Below are 25,146 nucleotides of genomic sequence, written 5' to 3' on the forward strand. Positions count from 1 at the left end.
GTGGGGCAGTCACTCGAGGGTCGTACCGACGGATTGTCGACGAGTTGCATTCTGTGAAAACTGGCGCGCGCATAAAAACTCTCCAAAGGACCCGCCCTTGAAGGGCGAGTCCAGTCAGGTGCTGTTTTAAGGAAGGATGGTGTAGTTGACGTGCAGGATGATGTCGCTGAGTGTTTTCAGCACATCCTCTTGCTTGCCCTTCGCCTGCGGGAAGCGCAGTGCCAGACTGCCTTCGGCAACATTTGCCCCCTCAAACGGCAGCCAGCGACTGTCGTTAAAGTCAGGTGTGAACATCCCGCTATCTTTTATCCCTTGGGATATAGCCATTTGCTCACAACCTGGCGGCAGCGGTTGTTGCCCGCCGGTGTAGTTCATCACCGCCTGAATATCCTGGTACGGCCCCAGTAGTGCCGGGAGCGATACGCTGACCTGTTTGATGCGCCGCTGAGCTCCCAACTGTTCCGGGTAGTCTCCAGCTATTTCCAGGTCTGCCAGTGTCACTGTTGCAATCAGTTCACCGTTCTCCAGGCGAATGCCGTTTGCGACACTGCCCGCTTCGGTTTTATCCCCGCCAATCATTGCTGATACGGCGCTGGCCAGCTCGAATCGATCCACTTCGGCCAACTTGTCACTGCGGTAGAGCTCTGCCAGCGACACGGTGCGGGTGACTTCCAACGCCCGTCGGGCGCCCTTCATGTGGGCGGCCTCAAGTTGCGCCAGGTTCAGCATCAGCCCTTCGCCACAGGTCAACCCCGCCCAAGTGCCTTGCCAGCCGCCGCCCCGAATAAAGGTCCGACTCTCACCACTTGCCCACTGCCAGGCCCGCTCAGCCATCAGGCAACGAGAGGCGGCCAAATCGTAGAATTGAAAGTAAATGGAGGCGAGTCGGCCGCGCATCCAGCTATAGAGTGCTACGTTGCTGAACTTGTTTTGCAGGAAATCCAGTCCGGCCCGCAACTGACCCTGCTGCGTTTTCAAGTAGTTTGTTTGCAGCTGCGCGGACTCACGACGCACATCGAGTGCTGTCAATTGAGCCTCAACCTGAAGGACTTCGCCCTGTGCATTGTTGCGCTGGATTTCCCACTCTTCGCGCCGGCGCCGGTAAGCCTCCTCCTGCATAATGCGCGTACCGGCTATCGATGCGGCATCCGCCGCTAAAGTGATACCAATCCCTACTGCGTTGGCCACGCCACCATACTTACTGCCCCCGGCAGCAAAGCCAAAAATGTTCGGCACAAGATCAGCTGCCGCGGCTGACATATGGGCAATTTTAGCTCCTGCTGCGATGGACTGGGATGCTGTTAACGCGTCCATAGCGGAACGCTCGCGAGCGTTGATGTTTTCATCGTACAGGCGGGTGTAACTGGTAAGCCGTTGCTGGGCGCTGGCTAAAGCCTGCGACAGGATTGATTTTTCGGCCTCAAGCTCTTGCTGAACACCCTCCTGCAGGCGAATGCTGCTGGCCATCAGCTCGAACCCCTGATTTTGCAGGAGGGCGGTGAGCGACTCCGCATCCTTGCGTTCAAGTACATTCTGTACGGAGTTGCCAAACTGGATGAGTTGGCTCACCAGCCCGCGCGCGCTGTCCAGCATCGGCTCAAAGCGCCACAGTGGAAGGTCGACCGGGGCGAGGCCTGCACCGGCACCACTCTCAGCCGCCACCGCAGCGTTCAGTAGTGCTTTGGGATCGGCCGGCTTGGCGAAGAGCGGAAGCAGTAGTGGCTGACCGTCCAGAGTCAGGTTGTGTCGAAGGTTGAACATGCGCTGGCGAAGCGTCAGCCAGTACCCCTGCATCACCTCGTTAGCTTCTGGCAGGAATTCGATTGCACCGGCCACTTTCGGCGATGTCATTGCCTTCAGTTCCCGGGTTTTGCCCTCGCATAACAGACACAGCACGGCCAAGTGACGAGCGGCGGCGGCATCCGAGCTCGCATCCCCCAGAGTAGGCTCGGTCCATTCGAGATCATCCTCGATGTATGACTGCTCGCCCAACAGATTCAGTGCCTGGCTGTACCACACCTTCGCCTCCGCCAGGGAGTCGCGCTCCAATTTTCGGTACGCGGTATCGCCGCGGGCAATCAGCAAGTCCAGGCCGCGCATGAAGGTGGCCACTTTGTAGTGCATCGGGTCGTTTTGCGCCACGGCATCCGGGTCCAGCGCTTTGAGCGGGGAGTCGTTCCAGCCAGTGTCTTCCTGCAACGGGCGGACATTCCAAAAACGATCCTCTTGGTTGCCGCGCACCACGTAACCAGACGGGCTCCAGACATAGCGCAGCCATTGCTCAGCCAGGGTAAATTGCTGCTCCTGCAGAAGGCGCTGGGCCATCATCATCGGGGTGTAGTAGAACAGTTCCCAGAAATAGAGTGCATTGGCACCGCCAAAGTCCATTGGCACCGTATTTTGAACGGTCACGCTTTCAACGATGTCCTTTGAAAGTGCAAGGGTTCCAGGTCTACGCGCAGTTGCGGAGTGATTAGTCACGTCATAGTGGAACATAACGGAGTGTCCACCCAACGCGGGGTTAGTGTCATTTTTATAAGAAACTTGCAAATGTGCATTAGTGCTTTGCGCCCAGCCATTTGCAGGGCGGGGTACAAATAAGGTTACCTGAGTGAATGCATCAAGGCTGAGGTTGCCGCTCCAGACAGGATAGGTATCTGCGGCGGTGAAGAAATAGGTGTAATAGATTTTTACCCATGGCTCATTCCCATGCACGGCAGGATTATATTTGGGCAGGGTCAGAGTGGTGTAAAAGCCATGACCCAACTTCGGTTCCTGAATATTCTGCGTCTCATAACTGAGAATAGTGTCGATACCCGCAGAGGCCCGCTCAACCAGCTGGCGCGCAAACAGCGTGTTCAGTCGGGTGCGGTAAGGCCCAACTTCCATGTATTGGGCGTTTTCAGTGGTAGTTCCCAGGCGGATGACATTCTGTGCATTTATGACGGAGCGATACAGGCGCAGAGTGTATTTGGCGAAATCCACGCCGCCCACTTTGAAAAATACATCGATCAACAGTTCATTTCGGCCACCCCAATCTTTCTTCACCGGGATGTTGGTTAATGGTTTAAAGGAGTAGTGCATTTCATTGTCGGGGTCAAACGAGGGCAGCGTCTCTACATGTTGACTTGCCAAAAAAGGAGTCCTTGTCGTTCCGTCAAAAAATTCAATGCTCACGCTTGCTGCAGGGATAGGCAGTAAAGGGTTGGGTAAGTTTCCGCCTGTCGTTGTGTCGACCAAAAGAACATTGTACCCCCCCCCGGAGACGAAAACTTGAATGCTAAGGTCATGTTGACTCCCTGGCGGAATATCCAGTTGAGGGTGTGGATCTTTATATACGCCAATCTTTAAATCTTGATAGTGATACTCTCGCTCCTTATCAATTAGGATGGCGTTACTGAATCCGGCAAAGCGGACACCCATTCTTCCAAGATTGCCGTAATGTCCTTTCGCAATAACATAGAAAAATCCATTGGTCCTGCCGATGGCCACGTATTGTGAAACGCCTTTACAAAAGTAAAACTCATGTGCGCTCCGTATTTCGGGGACGGCAGAGATCAATGCACGTAATCTATCTTCAACTATATTGACTGATACGTTAAGCTGAGGAAGCAAAGAAATGGTCGCATTCGCATCGCCGCTTGCGCCTCCATCAACAACAATATTGCTAGCTTCCCCGGTTACGTTAAAGGTAAGACTAGTGCCCGTCCTGTCGCGCAGTACGCTATCCACCTGTAAACCTTGAGCATAAGTGTTATTCATCACAACTTTCGCTGGGGTGTCCAACTCATGCTTCATGTACTCAACAAACGTCTGCGTAGTTAAATAAGATTGATGGGCAAAGCTCATGTCTTCATAGATATACAACAGGTGTCCTTTCACCGGTTGGTTGGCGGCATAGCTCGGCTGCTTTTTATACAGCAGTACGGGCATCGTCGTCTCCGACTGGAAACTACTGCAGTACAAGCCTGGGCGTTCATCTCCCAACTCCAAATCGTTTATTTGTGCTGTGACGTCAATGGCGTTCGGTGTACTCCAGTTGCCATCGTAACGCAGGTAGGCCATCTTCACCGTGTAGCGGTATTTTTTACTTTCGCCCGGGTCGCCGTTTTCTTTCGGCGGAGTGACATCCTGTTGTTCGAGCCAGCAGAGATAGAGGCGCGACTTGTATATTACCGGGCGAATGCAGTCTCCCCACGGTTGTGGGGCGCAACCCACTTCGCGCCAGTCGGTCCATGCGTTAGCCGCTAGTTGCCCTTCCTCGCTGCGTCTGCCCTCGTCGGCACTGCGCCAGTAAAAGTCTCTTGGTTCGCTCTGGTTGGTGCCGATGAAGTAACTCTTGCCTTCGTTAACGTTCAGGTTATCGTGATAGCCGCTGATAACTCGAAGATTGGCGACTTCCTCAAATCCGTTCAAGTAAGTGTGAAACGCATCCCCAATCGTATCGGTGTTCAGTTGGGATTGGCCAAGCGTCTGTAGCATCTCCCCCATCATTTCGGTCTGACCCAGGCGTACGGTTGGGTCAATATAATTTTCCGGATAGTAGAGAAGCTTCGCAGTCCCGGCCCAAGTGCTGTAACGCTGGTTATAACGCTCCCAGTCTGTGAAAAACTGCGAGGTGAGCTCGGACTTTTCCACCGCGCCCTCCGGCGAGCTCAAGGTGCGCTGGATAAAGGTTTGCAAGCTCACAATGGCCTCAGCAATCCTGGAGGTACTCACCTGCGGACCATTCAGGTTGTCGCATAGCAGGTACTGGTAGAGATCTTCGCGGGAACCGTGTGTCACGTAGTGGTTTCCACCCGGACTCAGCAGAACCCCACTCAGGGCGGTGCTTAGAGAGGATGAAAGGGCAAGCTCAACGCTCGCTGTCTCGCCTGGCTTCAAGCCGGCCGCGAACGCGTCGGCGACGAGGCCCCATTCTGCCCAAGTTGCCTTTGTATTCGGCGCATATTCCAGTTCAATCCAGTTGCTGATATTCACCGGAGTGACACCAAAGGCAGAGCTCAGCGCGACCCACTGACGTACAGCGTCCAGCTCTGCCCAGTTGCCGAGCTTGGTAGCACTGCTCACCTGTCCATGCTTCACCGCTTGCGCGGCAGCCTGCGCCAACGTTGTGGTGTCTGATTTCAGTGCATCTACTAGTTTGGCGGGCGCCAAGGTGTCAGCTAAAAAAGCCGTGAGCACGGGGGTAGCGGCATCGCCCAGGCCTTTTAACCAGGTTGAAAAACCGCAGAACCCTTGTAAGGTGCTCAAGGTGCGTGGCAGCACCACGGCACTGCCACCCTGGAGCCGCTCAGGCGTCGCCACGAACAGCGCAAAGGCTTGTGGGCTGATGCCCGAAGCGTGATAAATCAGTGCCAACTGGGGAAGGCCATGGATAAAAGCGAAGGCCGTTTCGGGGATTTCGGGCTCGCTCGAACTCAGGGCAGCCCAAACCTCAGCAATCCCCATTCCTCCTGATTTCAGCCCGTCCCCCCACTCCAGTAAAGTAACCGCGATGTCTGCCGACGGCAGTTGAAACGCAGCGGCGACGTGGGGCGCCAACAGCGCCACTTTCTCCTCAGCAAGAGCATCTGGTTTTTTCGTTGCTTCTTCTTTAAGCGCGTCAAATAAGCTAACGATGCCGGGCGTCTTTTCATTGAGCGGAGTATCGAGCATTAATCCCAGGTCAGCCACAGCCCACTGCTGGGCTTTAAGCCACCTCGTCAAGGCGTCAACACTCTGTAACCAAGACATCCAGAGCTCTGAGTTCGCCTCGAAAAGCCTTGGCGCACCTGCAAACTGCAGCAACCGCCCCAGCTCGCAAACACTCAGCGCATGCAACTTTGCCCAACGGCTGAGCGAATACATCCGGGACAGATTCTGCAGGTTTAATTCGATAACGCCATCGCTGTTATCCTTGTCATAAATGCCCAACAGTACGAATAGCCCAGCGGCATCGACCTGCAGCGCTCGCTTCAACGTGGCTTTTTCAACTAGGTTCTGAGTGTTAGAGGGTGACAGGTTCAGCCGAAGTCCAGAGGGGGCGAACGCCGTGTCACCGATTGGCGGATTATTAAATAGCTGGTCGAATTGGCTGAGCGCGCCGTCATGGGAGGACAGGGACAGCCGGCCACCGCATAGGCTCAGTGCTTCGTCCGGCTTAATCCCATAACGCTGTACACAGCGCTGGACTTGAACTAGTAGTTGCAGCGTTTCATCGGTAATGTTGTTGGAGTTTACGCTGTTGACAACATTCTGTAGCGCCTGCGGATGAATGCCTGTAGCTCGCCACAGGCGAACGGCCTTGTTTAACTTCAATGCATAGGTGGCGGGAGATACAACATCGATGGTGTACCATGCATTATCAATAAAGCCGGAATGGCCGCCGATCGTACTTGTGAAGCGGAGATTAAATGCAAACCTTCCCAAGTCCAATTTATCTGGCGAAATGATTACTTCGTACGTCACTCCAGCTTGCAAGTGAGGGAGGGTGCGAGTTGTCGCATCTATGGATTTACCGCTTACCTGAGCTTCAAGCCAAGTGAGTGACGAGCCCCCTGTTTTTTTTCTATTTACCAGAAATTTATAACTGCCATCTCCCTGCGGGTACAATCTGGCGAAGTTAATGTCGGGACTCACACTCTGACACTCCAGACGGTAAAAGGTGTTACCTAGTCTGACTTCCAGCAGGTTGTTAACATAGTCGCTGCTGGCTGTATCGAGAAACAACCGAATTTCGTCATCGCTCAGGCCATAAAAGCGGCGCAGGTTCTCGGGCTCCAACATTACCTCTGGCAACTGGTCACCAAAGTTTTTTGCGTACAGCGCCTCCGCATTTTCCTTTGTCACTTCCTCCGTCAGGATGGCGTACAGCTCTGGTGAAATATCAAACGCCATACCTACCGATGACGGGCCAGAAAATAGCCCGGCCACCTGCGGGTTGGCGTTCAACTGCTCAAATTTTTCATCCTTGAGTGTCCGACACTGGCGCAGGCGGGAGTAGGCGTGGTGATACGGCGTTCCGCTGCTCAGGCGCCAGGTAGATAAGTGATCTAACACGGCACTGTCGCTATCCTCGGACAGGGCCTCGCGGGCATGGGCCATCAGCACTTCGTTAGACAACGACAGCGCCGGCACCACCTTGTTCATGTTGTGCTGGCTCAGCGCCAATTCCTTCAGGTCCGGGCGGCGGAAGTCAATATGATAGGGCGACTGGTCTGGGTACAGCCTGCGAGCGTTGCGATAGAGAGTGGTCAGATACGCAGCAGGGGAGAACATCGAAGACACCGAACCGGGTGATGTATAGCGGCTGGCACGGTTGCCAAACTGGTCTTCGTAGTCGCGCAACGCGCCCTGTGGGGTCTTCACTCCGAGAGCTACCGCATTTTGGAGCAATGGCGACGATCGAGTCAGCAGGCATTTTTCGTGCACTATTGCGGTGTCTCGCGCATCCCAGGCGGCCTGGTAAAGTTCATCGGCTTCACTGGAAAGCAGTTCGTTCGAAAACTGCTGACGAAAAGTTTCTGGGGAGTCTTGTGTGTGCTCGACAAGAGTCTCCAGTTCCGCGCGCTGAGACAACAGCTTTACTCGCGTAACGGTGTTAAGGCTCATAGAATTATCCTTTAGAGTAGTTACTTGACGGTGGCTGGATCAATACTTGATGCAGCGCACTACGGCATTAAGGGCAGCAGGAAAGTTGAGCAAAGAAAGTCTTGATTCCCACTAGCCTGTCTGATTGTTACTAGGGTTTCTGCGGGGCTGCCGGAGTGCTTAATTATTTAGAGTGGTCGAGTTCACTATCATATCTCCTCTTTCAAATACAAAAAAAACACTGTGCGAAGTTGTTGTATTCGCTGTGGGGCGACGGTTTTGATGTTTGCGAACTTACACTCTGGTTTCGGACGTGCGCCATGTTTTGATCGTAAGGAAGTGTGAGTTCTTCAGACGGGCTACTCAAAAAATAAATAAACATGCATCGGGTATAAGGTTGTATGTATTGTCGTTGCGCACTGCTGGGGATATGTTTTATTGGGTATGCATCAAGGCGGGAGAAAGAAGTGGAGAAGTTAGTGTGCTTGTTGGATACTAGTTAAATCGCCGCTTTCGGCTGAGTGCCCGGTCATATAATGCGCATATCAGGAACTCATCACCCTGTTCGATCTGTGAAAATGCACCGCAAGTTGTAAGTTCAGCTTTCGCTGGGTATTTGATGCTGCTGACTGTCGCTCGGTGATATGCCGCCAGATATTTCCGGCACATCATCGGACTGTGGGGGGGCTGGATGCAGGTTGTTGAGCCTCTGTCGTGCTGTCCTCGGGAGCAAGTGTTTCCAACTCCTCGTGCAGGCTCCCGAGGAGCGTGAAGACGGCATCGTGGCGCAACACATGTGGCTGAACATGTGCCAACTCGGGTGCGAGGGGGCTACCATCATTGCGTCGATGAGATACCAGCAGAAAAGCATGGTTCTTTGCTTCAGGCTGCCCCTTTTAGAAGGCTCGGTAGGTGTAGACAAGGTCTGGAGTGCTTTTCCAGTACGCGCTCGCGGAGTTTGAATTGCGGAGCCAGGGATGGCCCACGATCCGCCTCCAGAACTTGACTTTTTCAAGTATAGTAACGAATCGAATTTAGCCGGTCTGAAACTCTATTCATTCTGTATGGCGTGCTGAAAAGCACTGCAACGCCCGACAATATCTGACTTATAGGTGTTTTTAAAAATGGCAAAAGGTGACAAGCACGGACAGACAGGTTCTTACGTCTTCACCATGCATCGGCTGGGCAAGGTTGTTCCGCCGAAACGGGAAATTCTCAAAAACATTTCGCTGTCCTTCTTCCCCGGCGCCAAGATCGGCGTGCTCGGCCTCAACGGCTCGGGTAAATCCACGCTGCTGAAAATCATGGCCGGCGTCGACACCGAGTTCGAAGGTGAAGCACGTCCGATGCAAGACCTGAACATCGGTTACCTGCCGCAAGAGCCGCAGCTCGATCCTGCCAAGACCGTACGTGAAGTGGTCGAGGAAGCGGTCAGCGTGGTCAAGGATGCGCAAGCGCGTCTGGACGAGGTCTATGCCGCTTACGCTGACCCGGACGCCGATTTCGACAAGCTCGCCGCTGAACAGGCCAAGCTCGAAGCGATCCTGCAGGCCAGTGACGGCCACAACCTTGAGCGTCAACTGGAAGTCGCCGCCGATGCGCTGCGTCTGCCGGCCTGGGACGCAAAAATAGAACACCTGTCCGGTGGTGAAAAACGTCGTGTCGCCCTGTGCCGTCTGCTGCTCTCCGCTCCGGACATGCTGCTGCTCGACGAACCGACCAACCACCTGGATGCCGATTCGGTGGCGTGGCTGGAGCATTTCCTCCATGACTTCACGGGCACCGTGGTTGCGATCACACACGACCGCTACTTCCTCGACAACGTCGCCGGCTGGATTCTGGAACTCGACCGCGGCGCGGGCATTCCTTATGAGGGCAACTATTCGGGCTGGCTCGAAGCCAAGTCCGATCGTCTGGCCCAGGAATCCAAGCAGCAGTCGGCTCATGAAAAAGCGATGAAAGAAGAACTGGAGTGGGTGCGCAAAGGCGCCAAGGCCCGCCAGTCGAAATCCAAGGCTCGTCTGCAACGCTTCGAAGAGATGCAATCGCAGGAATTCCAGAAGCGCAGCGAAACCAACGAGATCTACATCCCGGCCGGTCCGCGCTTGGGCGACAAGGTCATCGAATTCAAGAACGTCACCAAGGGCTACGGCGATCGCGTGCTGATCGACAACCTGTCGTTCTCGATGCCAAAGGGCGCCATCGTCGGCGTGATCGGTGGTAACGGTGCCGGTAAGTCAACCCTGTTCCGCATGCTGATGGGCAAGGAAACCCCGGATTCCGGCTCCATCGAAGTCGGCGAAACCGTGCAATTGGCTTGCGTCGACCAGAGCCGTGAAGACCTGGACGGCAGCAAGACCGTGTTCCAGCAGATCTCCGACGGATCCGACCAGATCCGCATCGGCAACTACGAGATTCCGTCGCGCACTTACGTCGGCCGCTTCAACTTCAAGGGTGGCGATCAGCAGAAGTTCGTCAAGGACTTGTCCGGCGGTGAGCGCGGTCGACTGCACCTGGCACTGACCCTGAAGGAGGGCGGCAACGTCCTGCTGCTCGACGAACCGTCCAACGACCTCGACGTGGAAACCCTGCGTTCGCTGGAAGAAGCGCTGCTGGACTTCCCGGGCGCGGCGATTGTGATCTCTCACGATCGGTGGTTCCTTGACCGTGTCGCCACGCACATCCTGGCGTACGAAGACGACTCGCAAGCGGTGTTCTTCGAAGGCAACTACACAGAGTACGAAGCCGATCGCAAAAAGCGTCTTGGCGAAGCAGCGGCCCAGCCACACCGGGTTCGTCACAAGAAACTGGCCTGATCCGGGTTAGTTGCAGAAAAAGCGGAGCCTTCGGGCTCCGTTTTTTTTGTCCGGGTTTTTTCAGGGGGACCGACGCGCACCTTTCGCGAGCAAGCCCGCGCCCACACTTGAAATGCATTTCCCTGTGGGAGGGGGCTTGCTCGCGAAGGCGATGTAACTATTGGTGCATGGCTCGGATATGTCATCCCTGTTCAGGTGCAAGTACAGCTCAAAAAAGGTCCTGATTTATATCCTGTGCACCATTTAATTTCATAACTGCGACATTTTGCTCTGTTCCTGTGCGCAACTCGTTTGTTACAGTCCGGCCCAATCTCCTCCAACGATAATAAATTTGCCGAGACTTTGCCCATGATCGAATCCGTCGAATCCTTTCTCGCACGCTTGAAAAAACGCGACCCGGATCAGCCCGAATTTCACCAGGCTGTCGAAGAAGTCCTGCGCAGTCTGTGGCCGTTTCTTGAAGCCAATCCGCACTATCTGAGTTCAGGAATCCTCGAGCGCATTTGCGAGCCGGAGCGCGCTGTGGTGTTCCGGGTCTCATGGGTCGACGATCAGGGCAAGGTCCAGGTCAATCGCGGTTTCCGCATCCAGATGAACAGCGCCATCGGCCCGTACAAGGGCGGCTTGCGTTTTCATCCGTCAGTGAACCTCGGTGTGCTGAAATTCCTCGCCTTCGAACAGACCTTCAAGAACTCGCTGACCTCCCTGCCAATGGGCGGCGGGAAGGGCGGCTCGGACTTTGATCCGAAAGGCAAGAGCGACGCCGAAGTCATGCGTTTCTGCCAGGCGTTCATGAGCGAGTTGTACCGCCACATCGGCGCCGATGTTGACGTGCCGGCCGGTGATATCGGTGTCGGTGCGCGAGAGATCGGTTTCCTCTTTGGCCAGTACAAGCGCCTGAGCAATCAGTTCACTAGCGTGCTCACCGGCAAGGGCATGACCTACGGCGGCAGTCTGATTCGCCCGCAGGCCACGGGTTTTGGTTGCGTGTATTTCGCTGAAGAAATGCTCAAGCGTCGTGGCCAGACCGTGGAAGGCAAACGGGTGGTGATTTCCGGTTCCGGTAACGTTGCGCAATACGCGGCACGCAAGGTCATGGATCTGGGCGGCAAGGTGATTTCTCTGTCTGACTCCGAGGGCACGCTGTATTGCGAAGCAGGCTTGAGCGAAGAACAGTGGCTGGCGCTGTTGGAGCTGAAGAACGTCAAACGCGGGCGCATCAGCGAGTTGGCAAGCGCCCATGGTCTGGAATTCCGCGCTGGGCAGCATCCATGGTCGCTGCCGTGCGACATCGCGCTGCCCTGCGCGACGCAGAACGAACTCGACGCCGAAGCCGCGCGCACGCTGCTGGGCAATGGCTGCGTCTGTGTGGCCGAAGGCGCGAACATGCCGACCACGCTGGAGGCAGTGGATATCTTTATCGAGGCGGGCATTCTATTTGCGCCGGGCAAAGCTTCGAATGCCGGCGGCGTGGCCGTGAGTGGTCTGGAGATGTCGCAGAACGCCATGCGCCTCTTATGGACGGCGGGCGAGGTCGACAGCAAGCTGCACGCGATCATGCAGTCGATTCACCACGCCTGCGTGCATTACGGCGAAGACAACGGTCAGGTCAACTACGTCAAGGGCGCGAACATTGCCGGCTTCGTCAAAGTCGCCGATGCGATGCTGGCGCAAGGCGTGGTTTAAGCCGGTTCGATGCGGATCACTTCAATCAGTTGATCGCCTGCAGGCCGCTGCCACAACACTTCATCGTTGAGCCGGGCGCCGAGCAAGGCCCGGCCCAGCGGTGAGGCCCAGTTGATCAGGCCCTGACTGGCGTCGGCCTGGTCCTCGCCGACCAGTTGCACGCGGTGTTCGGTGTCGTGCTCGTCGGCATAAGTGACCCAGCTGCCGATCTGCACCTTATCGGTGGAGGTCGCGGCAACAGCCACCTGGGCGCTGCTGAGGCGTTGGGTGAAATAACGCAGATCGCGTTGCAGATCCGCCAGCCGTTGCTTGTCGGCTTGCTCGCCTTTGGCCGTTTGCTCGGCGTGCCGGGCTTGCAGCTCGGTGACTTTCGCCTGCAACTGCGCCAGGCCCTGCGGCGTCACGTAATTGGGCTGTGTGCTCACCTGGCGCTCGACCGGCTGATCGGCCTGCGCGGCGGCGTTGTCTTCGTTGACGAATGCACGACTCATGAAGTCCTCCTCTAAAGGATTTGGGCCATGCTCGCCGGCATTTGGTTTCAACGGATGTCTGCAAGCGACCTATTGCGAGCGATAGGCCCGCCCGGTGTCCTGATCCTTTTGTTGCTGCCAGGCGCGCTCGCGTTCGTCCCAATGTTCGTTGCGATAGTCTTCGCGGCTCTTGTTTTCCAGCATCGCCTGACATTGACGGAAGCCGTCGACCCAGCCATCGGCGTATTGCTGATCCTTGAGATAGCGCGGCACGTTCTTGCGAAATTCGCCGCTGATCGAACCGGCGGCTTGCCGGCCGCTGACGCAACCGTCATCGAACCCGTCGGCGAACGCCGGTGGGTAACCCTTGGCGATCAGATCTTCATGGGTGGTCTGGCAACCGCCAAGCACCAGCAACACGCCCAGCACACCCGCACACCGCCACATTGCACTCTCCCACGCCGGTTTTCGGCTCATGAGGAAAGTCTAGAAGGGAATTCGTCAGGTGACGGTGAAAGGCGTGTGAGTAATTCGTTGCAGACCACAGATCCGACTGTGGGAGCGGGCTTGCTCGCGAAGGCGTCGTGTCAGGCGAGTCGAATATCGACGGGCCGACCGCTTTCGCGAGCAAGCCCGCTCCCACAGAGGATTTTTGCAGGGCTGCGGATCAGTAGTGATACCACTTCACTTCAAGCATGAGTTCTGTTTCAGGGCTGGCGAGCTGGCTGAATTCGCGCTGAGCACTCAGACGCAGACCCAGGTTGCGTGACAGCTCCCATTGCTGGTTCAGGCTCAGGCTGCGGCGTACTTCACCGTTGAAGAAGTAATCGCCCTTGGCCTCCAGGCTCAGATTGCCCAGTGGATTTTTCCACAGCACCCCGGTATTGAAACCGCCGGCCGGGGAGACGAACTCGGCGAAGTCGTTATTGTGTTCCACGCGCACCGTGCCGAGGGCAAAGCCGAGCACGTCTTCGCCCAGCTGCCACGTCCCGCCGCCGCCACCGTTGACGTGGCTGACCAGCGTTTCGTCGTCATGCTTGCCCGGGACGCGCTCGAGGCCACCGGTGACTTGCCACGACAACGGCTGCAGCAGCTCGTTGCGCGGTGTCAGCGAGCGAATGGTCGCCAGATCCAGTTGCTGCAATTGCCAGTCGTTGCCTTCGTACTGGCGCAACTTCAGTTGCAGGATCTCGATCTGCGCGCCGAGGGGGAAGCTTTCGGCGTTGTCGTTGAGGTCGTGATAGGCCATGCGCAGGCCATATTCACCGAAGGCGCGATCGCCGCGCGTGCCGAGGCCGGCCTGCCAGGTGCGCGATTCGTGACCGTCTTCGGGCAGGCCCGGTTGCGGAATTTCCAGCTCCGGCGCCGGGTTCTTGTTGATCGCCCGCAGCAGTTCGAAACTGCGCTGCGCCCGTTGCGGATCGCGTTCCTGGCCGTTGGCGCGGTAGCGCTCCAGACGATAGGCCGCATCGACGATCAGCGCCTGACGGTCACGGGGCAGCGCCTTGAATGTCGGCTCTTGCAATACCTTTTGATCGGCGCTGACTTTCAGCACCCATTGCTGTTCGTCATCGCTCAGCGGCTCGGCGCGGCTGAGCAATTCGCGCTCGCGGGACGGGCGGTATTCGATGTGCTCGACCAGCCCGGCCTCTTTCACCGCTTTGACGGTGTCAGTCGGGATCGCGGTCAGTGGGAATTGTTCGGTCAGGCGCAGGCTTGGCCGCGCCACTTGCAGCAGTTCCAGCAAGCGATAGGAGCAGTTTTCGTCAAAGAAGAAATAGTCGAACTGGATCTGCTTGAGCTCCCACACATGCTCGACCATGCGTGCGGTTTCTTCCTGCGTCAGGTTCAACCGGTATTCCCACAGGTCGCGGTTTTCCAGGCTGCGGTATTCGGAGAGTTTTTCCTGATAGGGCACCAGCGCGAACAGCCCCGGGTAGCCGCCCATCAGGCCTTTCCAGGCGTAAAGAATGCTGTTGTCAGAGCCTTCGATATAGGCGCCGAAGTTGATCGCGTAGCTGAGCAGCGAGGTCTTGTCGGCCTGTACATCGGCCTGATCAATGCGCAACAGGGTGTGGCCGAACATTGACGAAGGGCTGTTGAGGTAGGCGGCCGGGAAAATCATCACTGCGCTGTGCGGCGAGACGTCCTTGAACCACTTTTTGTATTCGGCACATTCCGGCGTCGGCAGATCGTTGAGGTTGAGCTGGGCTTTCAGCCAGCGCGTGCGCGCCGGGTAAACGCATTGTGCGTGTTGCTCGCCAAGGCTGGCTGGCGCATACAGTGCCTGCACGGTGGCCGCGAGTTCGCGGTCCGGATGTTCGTTGCCGTCGGGCGCGAGAAAAAACTTCCTGTCGCTGACATAGCTGCGCCAACCGCCGAGCTTGGCGGTTTCGTAGTGACCGAGGGAAATCCAGAAGCGGTCGTTGGCCAGTTGCTGCAAACGTTGAGGATCGATGTGAGGCGCGGCGGACAGCGGGGCGCAGACACAGAGCGCCAGCCAGGCAAGGCGTTTGAGCATAGTCGGCAACTTAAGTCGAAAAGAAAAAATTCAATACCATCGAACTGTAGGAGCTGACGAGTGCAACGAGGCTGCGATCTTTGCTTTTGAAGATCAAAAGATCGCAGCCTCGTTGCACTCGTCAGCTCCTGCAACGCGTCATTTGGCAAAAAATAAAAACCCGCTCCCCGAAGGAAGCGGGTGGGGTCGAGCTTAAGCCTGAGTGGCGTACTTGGCCAGACGTGGGTCCGACTTCAGTACCGCCAGGGTGTTGGTATGCACGTCTTCAGCGGTCACGTCAGCCTTGCTGAAGATCTGCTGGAAGTGCTCGTGAGTGACAGCGGCAAAGTGCGCGCGATCTTCTGGTGCCACGCCCAGTACCACGGCATAGGTGGTCAGCGCTTCGCCGTTGCCTTTGGCCATGTCTTCGGACAGCTCGTTCATCATGCCATTCATGGCGAACCAGGATTTACCGCCGTAGGTCAGCGACGCGTTGGTCGAGCAACCGTTGGTACCGGAAGTCATACCGAAGGTAGCGTTACCGGAAGTGCCGTTGGTGGTGGAAGCAAGGAAGTGCGCCGGGGTGCCACGCTGACCTTCGAACAGCATGTTGCCCCAACCGCAATCCGGGCCGCCTGGAGCTTGCGCCATTGCGTTGATGGATACAGCGGTGAAGAGAGTACCGAGAAGAATCCGTTTCATAGCTTTGTTCTCTTTATGTGCATACCAATGGACAGGGTTCTGGCCTTTCGCGCTCTGCCCGAGGACAACGCCGAAAGTGTCAGTGGGCCGGTATTAGTTCCAGCCGCGCAGTTTGGAGTTTAGGCACGTTCCAGCGGTTCCGTGACTTTTTGCAAAATATTTGGAATAAAACCCCCATTTGCCGGAACGCGTCGGTCGGCCGCGCGCTTGTCTATGCTTTGTCATGTGGCGCGCCTTGCCAGTGGGGCACGGGCAGCGCCAGAATGCCGCTACCTGCCCCGCCTGATTGTTAAGGAAGCCCGATGCCTGATCCTGTTGCTGCCAGCCTGCGTCTTGCGCCCGAAGCGCTGACTCGTCCGTTTTCCGCTGAACAGTTCAGCTTCACTACCACCAATGATCTGGAGCCCTTTCGCGGTGTGCTCGGCCAGGAACGCGCGGTCGAAGCCTTGCAGTTCGGTGTGGCGATGCCACGCCCCGGTTACAACGTATTCGTCATGGGCGAGCCCGGCACTGGCCGTTTCTCGTTCGTCAAACGCTACCTGAAGGCCGAAGGCAAGCGCCTGCAGACCCCTGCGGACTGGGTCTACGTCAACAACTTCGATGAGCCGCGTGAACCGCGCGCACTGGAGCTGCCATCGGGCACGGCGGCCTCGTTCATCGGCGACATCAACGGCTTGATCGACAACCTGCTGGCGACCTTCCCGGCAGTCTTCGAACATCCGTCCTACCAGCAGAAAAAAAGCGCCATCGACCGGGCCTTCAACCAGCGCTACGACAAGGCGCTGGACATCATCGAGCGCCTGGCCCTGGAAAAGGACGTCGCCCTGTACCGCGACAGCAGTAACATCGCGTTCACCCCGATGCTTGACGGCAAGGCGCTGGACGAAGCCGAATTCGCTCAGTTGCCGGAAGCCGAGCGCGAGCGTTTTCACGATGATATTTCCGGACTCGAAGAGCGCCTGAACGAAGAACTTGCCAGCCTGCCGCAGTGGAAGCGCGAATCGAACAATCAACTGCGCCAGCTCAACGAAGAAACCATCACGCTGGCGTTGCAGCCGTTGTTGGCACCGCTGTCGGAGAAGTACGCAGAAAATGCCGCCGTCTGTGGTTATCTGCAGGCGATGCAGGTCTACCTGCTGAAAACCGTGGTCGAGCAACTGGTCGATGACAGCAAGACTGACGCCGTCGCGCGCAAGTTGCTTGAGGAGCAATACGCGCCGAGCCTGGTGGTCGGTCATCCGGCCAGCGGCGGTGCGCCGGTGGTGTTCGAGCCGCATCCGACTTATGAAAACCTGTTCGGCCGTATCGAGTACACCACCGATCAAGGCGCGCTCTACACCACTTACCGGCAGTTGCGTCCGGGTGCACTGCACCGCGCCAATGGCGGCTTCCTGATACTCGAAGCGGAAAAAATGCTCAGCGAGCCGTTCGTGTGGGATGCGCTGAAACGCGCCCTGCAATCGCGCAAACTGAAAATGGAATCCCCACTGGGCGAGATGGGCCGGTTCGCCACTGTGACCTTGAACCCGCAGCACATTCCGTTGCAGGTCAAAGTGATCATCATCGGTGCACGGCAGTTGTATTACACGCTGCAGGATCTTGATCCGGACTTCCAGGAGATGTTTCGCGTTCTGGTCGACTTCGACGAAGACATCCCGATGGTCGACGAAAGCCTGGAACAATTCGCCCAACTGTTGAAAACCCGCACTTCGGAAGAAGGCATGGCGCCGCTCACCGCCGACGCGGTGGCACGTCTGGCGACCTACAGCGCACGGCTGGCCGAGCATCAGGGGCGCTTGTCGGCGCGCATTGGCGATCTGTTCCAATTGGTCAGTGAGGCCGATTTCATTCGTCATCTGGCCGGCGATGAAATGACCGACGCCGGCCATATCGAACGCGCCCTGAAAGCCAAGGCCACCCGCACGGGGCGAGTGTCGGCGCGGATTCTCGACGACATGCTCGCCGGAATCATTCTCATCGATACCGATGGTGCAGCAGTCGGCAAGTGCAACGGGCTGACGGTGCTGGAGGTCGGCGATTCGGCGTTCGGCGTGCCAGCGCGAATTTCCGCCACGGTCTATCCGGGCGGCAGCGGCATCGTCGACATCGAGCGTGAAGTCAATCTTGGCCAGCCGATCCACTCCAAAGGCGTGATGATCCTCACCGGGTATCTGGGCAGCCGTTATGCGCAGGAATTCCCGCTGGCGATCTCGGCGAGCATTGCGCTCGAGCAGTCGTACGGTTACGTCGACGGCGACAGTGCGTCGCTGGGCGAGGCGTGCACGCTGATTTCGGCGCTGTCGAAAACCCCGCTCAAGCAATGTTTTGCAATCACCGGTTCGATCAACCAGTTTGGCGAAGTGCAGGCGGTCGGCGGGGTCAACGAGAAGATCGAAGGCTTCTTCCGGCTCTGTGAAGCACGTGGTCTGACCGGCGAGCAGGGCGCGATCATTCCCCAGGCCAACGTCGCCACGCTGATGCTCGATGAGAAAGTCCTGGCCGCAGTGCGTGCCGGGCAGTTCCACGTCTATGCGGTGCGTCAGGCCGACGAGGCGTTGAGCCTGTTGGTGGGCGAGCCGGCCGGGGAGCCGAACGCCGATGGCGAATTCCCCGAAGGCAGCATCAATGCCCGAGTGGTCGAGCGCCTGCGCGACATTGCCGAGATGATCAGCGAGGAGGATCTGAAGGAGGCCGAGAAGGAACTGGCGCAGGAGGCTTTGGCTGAAGCCAAACCCGCCTGACCTGATTCACACTTAACCCCGGTGGGAGGGGGCTTGCTCCCGGGTTCGGTGTTTCAGTCGACAGATGTGTTGGCTGATACACCGAATTCGGGAGCAAGCCCCCTCCCACAGTTATGTTCGCAAATTGGTTTTTGTGGGCATCTTCGGCAAATGTGCCACTACTCTGGCGTCAAACTTCATACAATGACCATTCGGCGCCTTCTGGTCCCTTTTGGCTTGTGCGGGACACTTTTCTTCTATTCTCAGGTCAAGGATATCGACAGTATCACTGGATCGAGCCAGTCCCCCCGTGGGGGCTGAATACCGGCTTTACCGAGGGTCGCCGCCATGTCGCGCAACCTCTGTCTCACCCGTCAATGCCTGGGTCTGGTGACCCGGATCGAATGCGCCGTCAAGCCGCTGGCCGGCGATAACGGCATGTGGACGCTGCTCTTCGCGGCCGGCATGGCCGGCGAACAACCTTCCGCGATAAAAGCCCAGGGCCCGTTCCACGGCCCGGTGGCGGCCGAGTCGATTCTCGACACCATTGTTGAGAGTCTGACCTTGCACGGTTATGAACTGGCCGATGATCCGCAGATCTGGAGCCTGCACCTGCAGGCTCAGTTGCGGCAGATCAACGGCGGCCGTGGGCGCAGCCTCAACGGTTAAGGTGCCGTCTCGTCCACCGGCGCCTTTTCGAGTTTGACCTCAAAGCCGTATTGCACGGTGGCGAGGTCGGTACGCTGATAGGTTTCCACGCGAGTCGGGCGACCGTAAAAGTAATGCACGCCAAGCAGTGCCGGGCCTTCTGTGCGGGCGTCGTGGCTGACCGAGAGAATCTGCTTGAGGTAATTGCCACTGTCGTCCTTGACGAAGAAACGCCATTCGTTGGCCGGGAAGGTTTTCAGGTCGACCACCAGCGTGTTGTCCTTGATCGCCAGGCCTTTGGGCAATGACGGCGCGTCGTAGGTTTGCCTGGCCACCGTGGCCAGGAACAACGGCATCGAGCCCACGGCGATCGCCGGGTTTTCCGGGAACAGGTTCAGGTCATAAGTGATCGTCGCTTGCAGCGCATCGACCTGATAAGCCTCGGGCGGCAGTTCGATCGGCTCGTCGAGTTTGCCGCCGCGCTTTTCCGTGAAGAAGGTCACTGGGCTGACGCCGGGGTTGAGTTCGTCGCCAAGCAATTCGTCATTGAACGTGCGGCGGTGGGAAAACTCGATACGCGCCGCGCTGGGCTCTTCCACCGATTGGTGAATGCGCACGCCGGCCTTCAGTTGTTCTTCGGTCAGCTCCGCGCCTTTGAGCCAGCTGGCGGCGAGATCGTCATACACCACCACCGGAAGATCCAGCGGCTGCACGGCTTTGGCCGTGGTGTGCAGATTGAAGGTGCGGACCGGCAGGTCGAGCTTTTTGCGTGTGATCGTCGCTGAGGAAAAGTCCAGTACGCTGACTTCCAGCGTTTCGATCGGGCCGTGAAAGTAGACCTTGTTGTAGCGGCGCGGATGGCCTTTCTCGAAGGCCTGCTGGTCGTCGCTGAGCTGTTTCTCCAGCGAATCGCTCCAGCTCGTTTGCTTCTGTAGCTGCGCCAGTTGTTGCTGATAGAACGCGACCTGCTCCGGGCTTTCGTTGATCGAACCGGCGCGCACCAGGTATTGGCCGCTGGCGTCGCGGGCCTGGACGATCAGCGGATTGATCCGGGTTTCGGCGACTTCTGCGGCCAACGGCAGGCTGTTGCTGACTTCAACCTCGGCGTAATTCTTTTCCAGCTTGAGCAGTTTGACGCTCAGATTGTCGTTGCTGCGGGTCTGGCCGACGTCTTTTTGCGTCAGGTCGAAACTGTACAGGCGACGCGGTGCGATGACTTCGACCTGGCCTTGCAGGCTGACCGGTTGTGGCAGGCTTTTTTTGTCGACGTTGAGGCCGTCGATGAACGGGTAGGTCACGGTCAGGTCGTCGGGGTTGGTCACGTTGGAGCTGGACGGGCTGAGCTGAATGCCTGGATCGGTTTCCGACCACTCTGGCTGCCAGGCGATTACCCGTTTGTTGCTCAGCGTGACCGAATGCCACTCGATGCCGTGCGGAAACAGAAAACCGCCGGGAATGTTCAGGTTGAACGGGAATACCGGTTGCAGATCGGTCAGGTAATCCGAGCTGGCATCCTTGTGCAGCACGAACAGGCCATTAATGAACGTATCGACCAGCGCCTGCGGGTCAGGGTAGTGCTTGAGCACGGCGAGGGCGTCGGCGCCGTATTCGGTGTGTGGGTTGATGTCGTCGAGCTTGAGTCGGGCCCGTTCGAGCAACAGCAGCGAACCGCCGAGTTCGGTAATGGCGTCCTTTAGCTTCGGATCGCTGACCGCATCCAGTGACTGTTCGAATGTGGCGGTTTTTTCGTCGAGGTTGGCGACGTGTTTTTCATCGCTGGGCGAGCAACCGCCGATGAGCAAGGCGAGGCAGATTCCAGCAGTCGTCAAGGCTGATCGCACATCCATTTCCACGCGTCCCGTCCACTGTTATAGGGCTGTCAATGCTTTGGACACTAGCAGAAAAGCTTTGTCACACACGCGCAGGTGGCGGATTTTTCGGCGGTTTCTGGCTGTCACAGCGGGCTGTTATACTCGCCGCCATTTCCAGCCCCTGGTGTGAGAGTCAATGGAACGCTTTATCGAAAACGCAATGTACGCCACGCGCTGGCTGCTGGCTCCGATTTACATCGGCCTGTCCCTCGGTCTACTGGCGCTGGCATTGAAGTTCTTCCAGGAAATCGTGCATATCCTGCCCAACGTCTTCGCCATGGCCGAGTCGGAACTGATTCTGGTGCTGCTGTCGCTGATCGACATGGCGCTGGTGGGCGGTCTGCTGGTGATGGTGATGATTTCCGGCTACGAGAACTTCGTCTCCCAGCTGGACATCGACGAAGGCAAGGAAAAGCTCAGCTGGCTCGGCACCATGGACTCTTCGTCGCTGAAGATGAAAGTCGCGGCGTCGATCGTGGCGATCTCCTCGATCCATTTGCTGCGCATTTTCATGGACGCCAAGAACGTCGATCCCGAGCATCTGATGTGGTACGTGATCATTCACATGACCTTCGTGATCTCGGCGTTCGCCATGGGTTACCTCGACAAGGTCACCAAGCACTGATCACCCGATCAGGCAAAAAGCCGCCCGTCTGTTGCGAAACAGACGGGCGGTTTCGTTTCTGCCTTGTGCTTTCAAGCGCACCGGCCTATCCCTGTAACGGTGCGATTCGCCACGGTGTGAGGTGCTTCCATGAACCTGCAAGAGTTGAACGCGTTTGCTGTTGCCAGGAAGGTCGATGAACTGAACCTGATCTCGATGGAAGGGGGCATTTACCTGCTGGAAGCGAGGATGCATGGGACGGCGTATCCGTTGAGCGATCTCAAGGGCAATATGCTGACGCTGCGCTCAGTGGAGCACGCGCGGGATCTGCTGCATGCCTTTCCGGTTCTGCCGTTCAACCTTGTGCACACCTCGGTTCACGATGAAATGTGTGGTCTGGTCGGTGGCCTCGATGAAAGCCTGAAAGTGCCGCTCGCCTGGCGTTCGGCCCTGTAGGCCCGGCCCCAAGTACGGGGTATCTGTGCTAGTCTGCTCGCCCTTTTGGTTCCGGGCGCGCCGGGACGCGCTGTGCACGCACGGCAAGTCCTGTAACCGTCCGCACAGCGGAGCAGTGTCATGTCCGAAGTAAATCTGTCCACCGACGAAACCCGCGTCAGCTACGGTATCGGCCGTCAACTCGGCGACCAGCTGCGCGACAACCCGCCACCGGGTGTCAGCCTGGACGCGATCCTGGCCGGTCTGACCGATGCTTTCGCCGGCAAACCGAGCCGTGTTGGCCAGGAAGAAATGTCCGCCAGCTTCAAGGTTATCCGCGAAATCATGCAAGCCGAAGCGGCTGCCAAGGCTGAAGCCGCGGCTGGCGAAGGCCTGGCTTTCCTCGCGGAAAACGCCAAGCGTGACGGCATCACCACTCTGGCTTCCGGCCTGCAATTCGAAGTGCTGACACAAGGCGACGGCGCCAAGCCGACCCGTGAAGACCAGGTGCGTACGCACTATCACGGCACGCTGATCGACGGCACTGTGTTCGACAGCTCCTACGAGCGCGGCCAGCCTGCAGAATTCCCGGTCGGCGGCGTGATCGCTGGCTGGACCGAAGCCTTGCAACTGATGAATGCCGGCAGCAAATGGCGCCTGTACGTGCCGAGCGAGCTGGCTTACGGCGCACAAGGCGTTGGCAGCATCCCGCCGCACAGCGTTCTGGTGTTCGACGTCGAGCTGCTGGACGTTCTGTAAGGCTTGATGGTTGGAGCGGGCTCGGTCATGTGGGAGCGGGCTCGCTCGCGAAGACGGTGTGTTATTCAACGATGATGTTGAATGTTACGGCCTCTTCGCGAGCAAGCCCGCTCCCACAGGGCTCGCTGCGACCTGTTGCATTTTCATATTTCGATCTTGTTGTGCAACTCATTGGTCGGGCGCAACGCCCGGGCATAGCAGAACAGGAACAGATTGCGCACCAGTTCCTTGAGAACCAGCGGTTCGCTGGAATTGAGACTGCTGACATCCAGATCACCTTGATCCTGCAGCTCATGCAAGGCTTCTTCCTCAAGCACCGCACAGACTTCGCCAGTCTCCCGATGGAGGATTCTGAGGTAGGGGTGTGGGCGGTCCAGCCACGCATCGATCAAATAAGTCATGAGTCTCATCTCCTTGAAGGGTTTCAATGAGAATAATTCTTATTCATCAAATAGCAAGTGCCTATTGGCGGATAGAGGATTTTTCCGGGTAAAGGTTGTGTCAGGTCAAAACGACTGGCGCTTGGCTATCGAGTGACTTAACCGAGGTGAGGCGGGGAGGGTGAAGCTCCATCCCACGGCTGGCGCGGGATGGATGACGCAATGTTCAGACTTTTCTGACGAACTCGGATTTGAGCTTCATCGGGCCGATGCCATCGATCTTGCAGTCGATGTCGTGGTCGCCATCGCACAGGCGGATGTTCTTGACCTTGGTGCCGACCTTGACCACCAGCGACGTGCCCTTGACCTTGAGATCCTTGATCACGGTGATGGTGTCGCCGTCCTGCAGGACGTTGCCGACCGAATCTTTCTTCACGGCATCATCGGCCGCCACTTCGGCTTCGCCGCTGGCAGACCACTCGTGGGCACACTCGGGGCAGACCAGTTGGGTGCCGTCTTCATAGGTGTATTCGGAATTGCATTTCGGGCAGGGTGGCAACGTGCTCACTAAGGTTCCTTGGGTATCAGGAGGGCTAAAGGGCGCACATTGTATAGGGTTTTAGCTTTTGGGGCAGTCAAAAGCAAAAGATCGCAGCCTTCGGCAGCTCCTACGTTGATGTGTAGGAGCTGCCGAAGGCTGCGATCTTTTGATCTTGTTTCAGCAATATCAGTGTGTGCGGGCGACGGCGAACTCGCTCAGTTCAACCAGCGCATAGCGGTATTCGCTGGCCGGCAGCGCCTCGAGGCACTTGATCGCGCGGGCCACGTAGTCGCGAGCCAGCTGCGCGGTGTACTCCAGCGAACCGGACGCCTCCACGGCGATGCGGATGCTTTCCAGGTCTTCGATCCCGCCTTTCTGGATCGCCTGACGCACCAGTGCCGCCTGCTCGGCCGTACCTTCGCGCATGGTGTAGATCAGCGGCAGGGTCGGTTTGCCTTCGGCCAGATCGTCCCCGACGTTCTTGCCCAGGGTTTGCGCGTCGCCCTTGTAATCCAGCAGGTCATCGACCAGTTGGAAGGCCACACCCAGGTGATCGCCGAAGGTGCGCAGGGCTTCGCTCTGCTCGGCGGTCGCGCCGGCCAGGGCCGCAGCGCTGTGGGTCGAGGCTTCGAAGAGCATCGCGGTCTTGCCGCGGATGACTTCCATGTAGGTTTCTTCGCTGGTGCTGGCGTCACGCACCTTGGACAACTGCAATACTTCGCCTTCAGCAATGATGCGAGTGGCCTGAGACAAAATCTTCATCACCGGCATCGAGCCCAGTTCGACCATCATTTCGAACGAGCGCGAGTACAGGAAGTCGCCGACCAGCACGCTCGGAGCGTTGCCCCACATGGCGTTGGCGGTCGAACGACCACGGCGCATGCCGGACATGTCGACCACGTCGTCATGCAGCAAGGTCGCGGTGTGCAGGAATTCGATGGTGGCGGCCAGCAGACGCATGTCATCGCCTTCGCGACCCAGGGCCTTGCCACACAGCAACACTAATAAAGGACGCAGACGCTTGCCGCCAGCCGAGGTGATGTAATCGCCGATTTTCGATACCAGCGGCACTCGAGACGTCAGCTGCTTCTTGATGATGCCGTCGACGGCGCTAAAATCGTCCGCCACCGCGCGGTAGAAAGCTTGGGGTTGCATCAGCGAGAGTCGCTCCAGAAGGGTTGCGCGGCATGCTAGGACCCCCGTCCAGACCTGTCAAGGCGCGATGGACGGCCACTTGCGCGACGCAGATTGCTTGCGTACAATCGCGCACCCTGAACTTCCTGGGCAGCACCTGCCTTACGCAATTGCACTTGGGCCGTTCCAGCCCCATGCAGCCATGCCAGCCAATACCTCTTCTTATAAAGAGCTGGGTGTGCCGGGGTCGGGGCGAGCTCGCGGGTGCGCCGGCCGCGGGGGCGGGGGGGGGGGGGGCGCGGGGGGGG

At 57.7% G+C, this 25,146-nt stretch carries 16 protein-coding genes; 7 read left to right on the forward strand and 9 right to left on the reverse strand.

Going from position 1 to position 25,146, the window contains the following annotated elements; translation table 11 throughout:
• Positions 1–126: 126 nt before the first annotated feature.
• Positions 127–7,593, reverse strand: coding sequence for a neuraminidase-like domain-containing protein (locus tag ACIGDJ_RS13075; protein ID WP_397479921.1), 7,467 nt, complete (start codon positions 7,591–7,593; stop codon positions 127–129).
• A gap of 1,103 nt (positions 7,594–8,696) precedes the next feature.
• Here ACIGDJ_RS13075 and ettA point away from each other — a divergent pair.
• Both ettA and gdhA read left to right on the forward strand, forming a co-directional pair.
• On the forward strand, positions 8,697–10,388 hold the full coding sequence (ettA, locus tag ACIGDJ_RS13080; protein ID WP_397479920.1) for an energy-dependent translational throttle protein EttA: 1,692 nt from the start codon (positions 8,697–8,699) through the stop codon (positions 10,386–10,388).
• Between the two features lie 348 nt (positions 10,389–10,736).
• Positions 10,737–12,074, forward strand: coding sequence for an NADP-specific glutamate dehydrogenase (gdhA, locus tag ACIGDJ_RS13085; protein WP_397479919.1), 1,338 nt, complete (start codon positions 10,737–10,739; stop codon positions 12,072–12,074).
• Here the strand turns inward: gdhA and ACIGDJ_RS13090 are convergent.
• From ACIGDJ_RS13090 to ACIGDJ_RS13105, 4 genes are all read right to left on the reverse strand, one after another.
• Positions 12,071–12,565, reverse strand: coding sequence for a GreA/GreB family elongation factor (locus ACIGDJ_RS13090; RefSeq protein WP_101158789.1), 495 nt, complete (start codon positions 12,563–12,565; stop codon positions 12,071–12,073). The genes gdhA and ACIGDJ_RS13090 overlap by 4 nt on opposite strands.
• 69 nt (positions 12,566–12,634) lie before the next feature.
• A complete protein-coding gene (locus tag ACIGDJ_RS13095) occupies positions 12,635–12,991 on the reverse strand; it encodes a hypothetical protein (protein WP_313005457.1) in 357 nt (118 codons plus the stop codon).
• 220 nt (positions 12,992–13,211) lie between these two features.
• Positions 13,212–15,065 (reverse strand): DUF4105 domain-containing protein, encoded by a 1,854-nt coding sequence (locus tag ACIGDJ_RS13100; protein WP_397479918.1) that lies wholly within the window; start codon positions 15,063–15,065, stop codon positions 13,212–13,214.
• Between the two features lie 192 nt (positions 15,066–15,257).
• Positions 15,258–15,746 carry a DUF3015 domain-containing protein gene (locus ACIGDJ_RS13105; protein WP_007909797.1) on the reverse strand — a complete coding sequence of 163 codons (489 nt, stop codon included), beginning with the start codon at positions 15,744–15,746 and terminating at the stop codon, positions 15,258–15,260.
• A 302-nt stretch (positions 15,747–16,048) separates the two neighbouring features.
• Between ACIGDJ_RS13105 and ACIGDJ_RS13110 the strand changes: the two genes are divergently transcribed.
• Complete coding sequence (locus tag ACIGDJ_RS13110; RefSeq protein WP_101157559.1) at positions 16,049–18,487, forward strand: Lon protease family protein; 2,439 nt, start codon at positions 16,049–16,051, stop codon at positions 18,485–18,487.
• A gap of 327 nt (positions 18,488–18,814) precedes the next feature.
• Positions 18,815–19,135, forward strand: a complete 321-nt coding sequence (locus ACIGDJ_RS13115) for a hypothetical protein (protein ID WP_016773114.1) — start codon at positions 18,815–18,817, stop codon at positions 19,133–19,135.
• Here ACIGDJ_RS13115 and ACIGDJ_RS13120 read toward each other — a convergent pair.
• Positions 19,132–20,961: a hypothetical protein gene (locus ACIGDJ_RS13120; protein ID WP_397479916.1), complete on the reverse strand. Its 1,830-nt coding sequence runs from the start codon at positions 20,959–20,961 to the stop codon at positions 19,132–19,134. The two genes, ACIGDJ_RS13115 and ACIGDJ_RS13120, sit on opposite strands and share 4 nt — an antisense overlap.
• A gap of 160 nt (positions 20,962–21,121) precedes the next feature.
• On the opposite strand from ACIGDJ_RS13120, the gene ACIGDJ_RS13125 reads away from it, so the two are divergent.
• The 3 genes from ACIGDJ_RS13125 to ACIGDJ_RS13135 all read left to right on the forward strand — a co-directional run bounded on the left by ACIGDJ_RS13125 (position 21,122) and on the right by ACIGDJ_RS13135 (position 22,783).
• A complete protein-coding gene (locus ACIGDJ_RS13125) occupies positions 21,122–21,610 on the forward strand; it encodes a TIGR00645 family protein (protein ID WP_090286455.1) in 489 nt (162 codons plus the stop codon).
• A gap of 129 nt (positions 21,611–21,739) precedes the next feature.
• Positions 21,740–22,045, forward strand: coding sequence for a DUF6482 family protein (locus ACIGDJ_RS13130; protein ID WP_101157563.1), 306 nt, complete (start codon positions 21,740–21,742; stop codon positions 22,043–22,045).
• A 120-nt stretch (positions 22,046–22,165) separates the two neighbouring features.
• Positions 22,166–22,783 carry an FKBP-type peptidyl-prolyl cis-trans isomerase gene (locus tag ACIGDJ_RS13135; RefSeq protein WP_016773117.1) on the forward strand — a complete coding sequence of 206 codons (618 nt, stop codon included), beginning with the start codon at positions 22,166–22,168 and terminating at the stop codon, positions 22,781–22,783.
• Between the two features lie 143 nt (positions 22,784–22,926).
• Here ACIGDJ_RS13135 and ACIGDJ_RS13140 read toward each other — a convergent pair whose 3' ends face one another.
• The 3 genes from ACIGDJ_RS13140 to ACIGDJ_RS13150 all read right to left on the reverse strand — a co-directional run bounded on the left by ACIGDJ_RS13140 (position 22,927) and on the right by ACIGDJ_RS13150 (position 24,859).
• Positions 22,927–23,184: a hypothetical protein gene (locus tag ACIGDJ_RS13140; protein ID WP_016773118.1), complete on the reverse strand. Its 258-nt coding sequence runs from the start codon at positions 23,182–23,184 to the stop codon at positions 22,927–22,929.
• A 205-nt stretch (positions 23,185–23,389) separates the two neighbouring features.
• On the reverse strand, positions 23,390–23,731 hold the full coding sequence (locus tag ACIGDJ_RS13145; protein ID WP_016773119.1) for a zinc ribbon domain-containing protein YjdM: 342 nt from the start codon (positions 23,729–23,731) through the stop codon (positions 23,390–23,392).
• Between the two features lie 159 nt (positions 23,732–23,890).
• Entirely contained in the window at positions 23,891–24,859 is a 969-nt protein-coding gene (locus ACIGDJ_RS13150) for a polyprenyl synthetase family protein (protein WP_397479915.1), read from the reverse strand.
• Positions 24,860–25,146 lie beyond the last annotated feature (287 nt).

The organism is Pseudomonas sp. NPDC079367, from assembly GCF_044542195.1.
Taxonomy (GTDB): Bacteria; Pseudomonadota; Gammaproteobacteria; order Pseudomonadales; family Pseudomonadaceae; genus Aquipseudomonas.

Excerpts from the sequence above, each read along its gene's own strand:
- ACIGDJ_RS13075 (WP_397479921.1), bottom strand. The coding sequence starts at position 7,593 with ATGAGCCTTAACACCGTTACGCGAGTAAAGCTGTTGTCTCAGCGCGCG.
- ACIGDJ_RS13115 (WP_016773114.1), top strand. The coding sequence starts at position 18,815 with ATGTCGCGCAACCTCTGTCTCACCCGTCAATGCCTGGGTCTGGTGACC.
- ACIGDJ_RS13110 (WP_101157559.1), top strand. The coding sequence starts at position 16,049 with ATGCCTGATCCTGTTGCTGCCAGCCTGCGTCTTGCGCCCGAAGCGCTG.
- ACIGDJ_RS13100 (WP_397479918.1), bottom strand. The coding sequence starts at position 15,065 with ATGCTCAAACGCCTTGCCTGGCTGGCGCTCTGTGTCTGCGCCCCGCTG.
- ACIGDJ_RS13090 (WP_101158789.1), bottom strand. The coding sequence starts at position 12,565 with ATGAGTCGTGCATTCGTCAACGAAGACAACGCCGCCGCGCAGGCCGAT.
- ACIGDJ_RS13140 (WP_016773118.1), bottom strand. The coding sequence starts at position 23,184 with ATGACTTATTTGATCGATGCGTGGCTGGACCGCCCACACCCCTACCTC.
- ACIGDJ_RS13150 (WP_397479915.1), bottom strand. The coding sequence starts at position 24,859 with ATGCAACCCCAAGCTTTCTACCGCGCGGTGGCGGACGATTTTAGCGCC.
- ettA (WP_397479920.1), top strand. The coding sequence starts at position 8,697 with ATGGCAAAAGGTGACAAGCACGGACAGACAGGTTCTTACGTCTTCACC.
- ACIGDJ_RS13095 (WP_313005457.1), bottom strand. The coding sequence starts at position 12,991 with ATGTGGCGGTGTGCGGGTGTGCTGGGCGTGTTGCTGGTGCTTGGCGGT.
- ACIGDJ_RS13135 (WP_016773117.1), top strand. The coding sequence starts at position 22,166 with ATGTCCGAAGTAAATCTGTCCACCGACGAAACCCGCGTCAGCTACGGT.
- gdhA (WP_397479919.1), top strand. The coding sequence starts at position 10,737 with ATGATCGAATCCGTCGAATCCTTTCTCGCACGCTTGAAAAAACGCGAC.
- ACIGDJ_RS13130 (WP_101157563.1), top strand. The coding sequence starts at position 21,740 with ATGAACCTGCAAGAGTTGAACGCGTTTGCTGTTGCCAGGAAGGTCGAT.
- ACIGDJ_RS13125 (WP_090286455.1), top strand. The coding sequence starts at position 21,122 with ATGGAACGCTTTATCGAAAACGCAATGTACGCCACGCGCTGGCTGCTG.
- ACIGDJ_RS13120 (WP_397479916.1), bottom strand. The coding sequence starts at position 20,961 with ATGGATGTGCGATCAGCCTTGACGACTGCTGGAATCTGCCTCGCCTTG.
- ACIGDJ_RS13105 (WP_007909797.1), bottom strand. The coding sequence starts at position 15,746 with ATGAAACGGATTCTTCTCGGTACTCTCTTCACCGCTGTATCCATCAAC.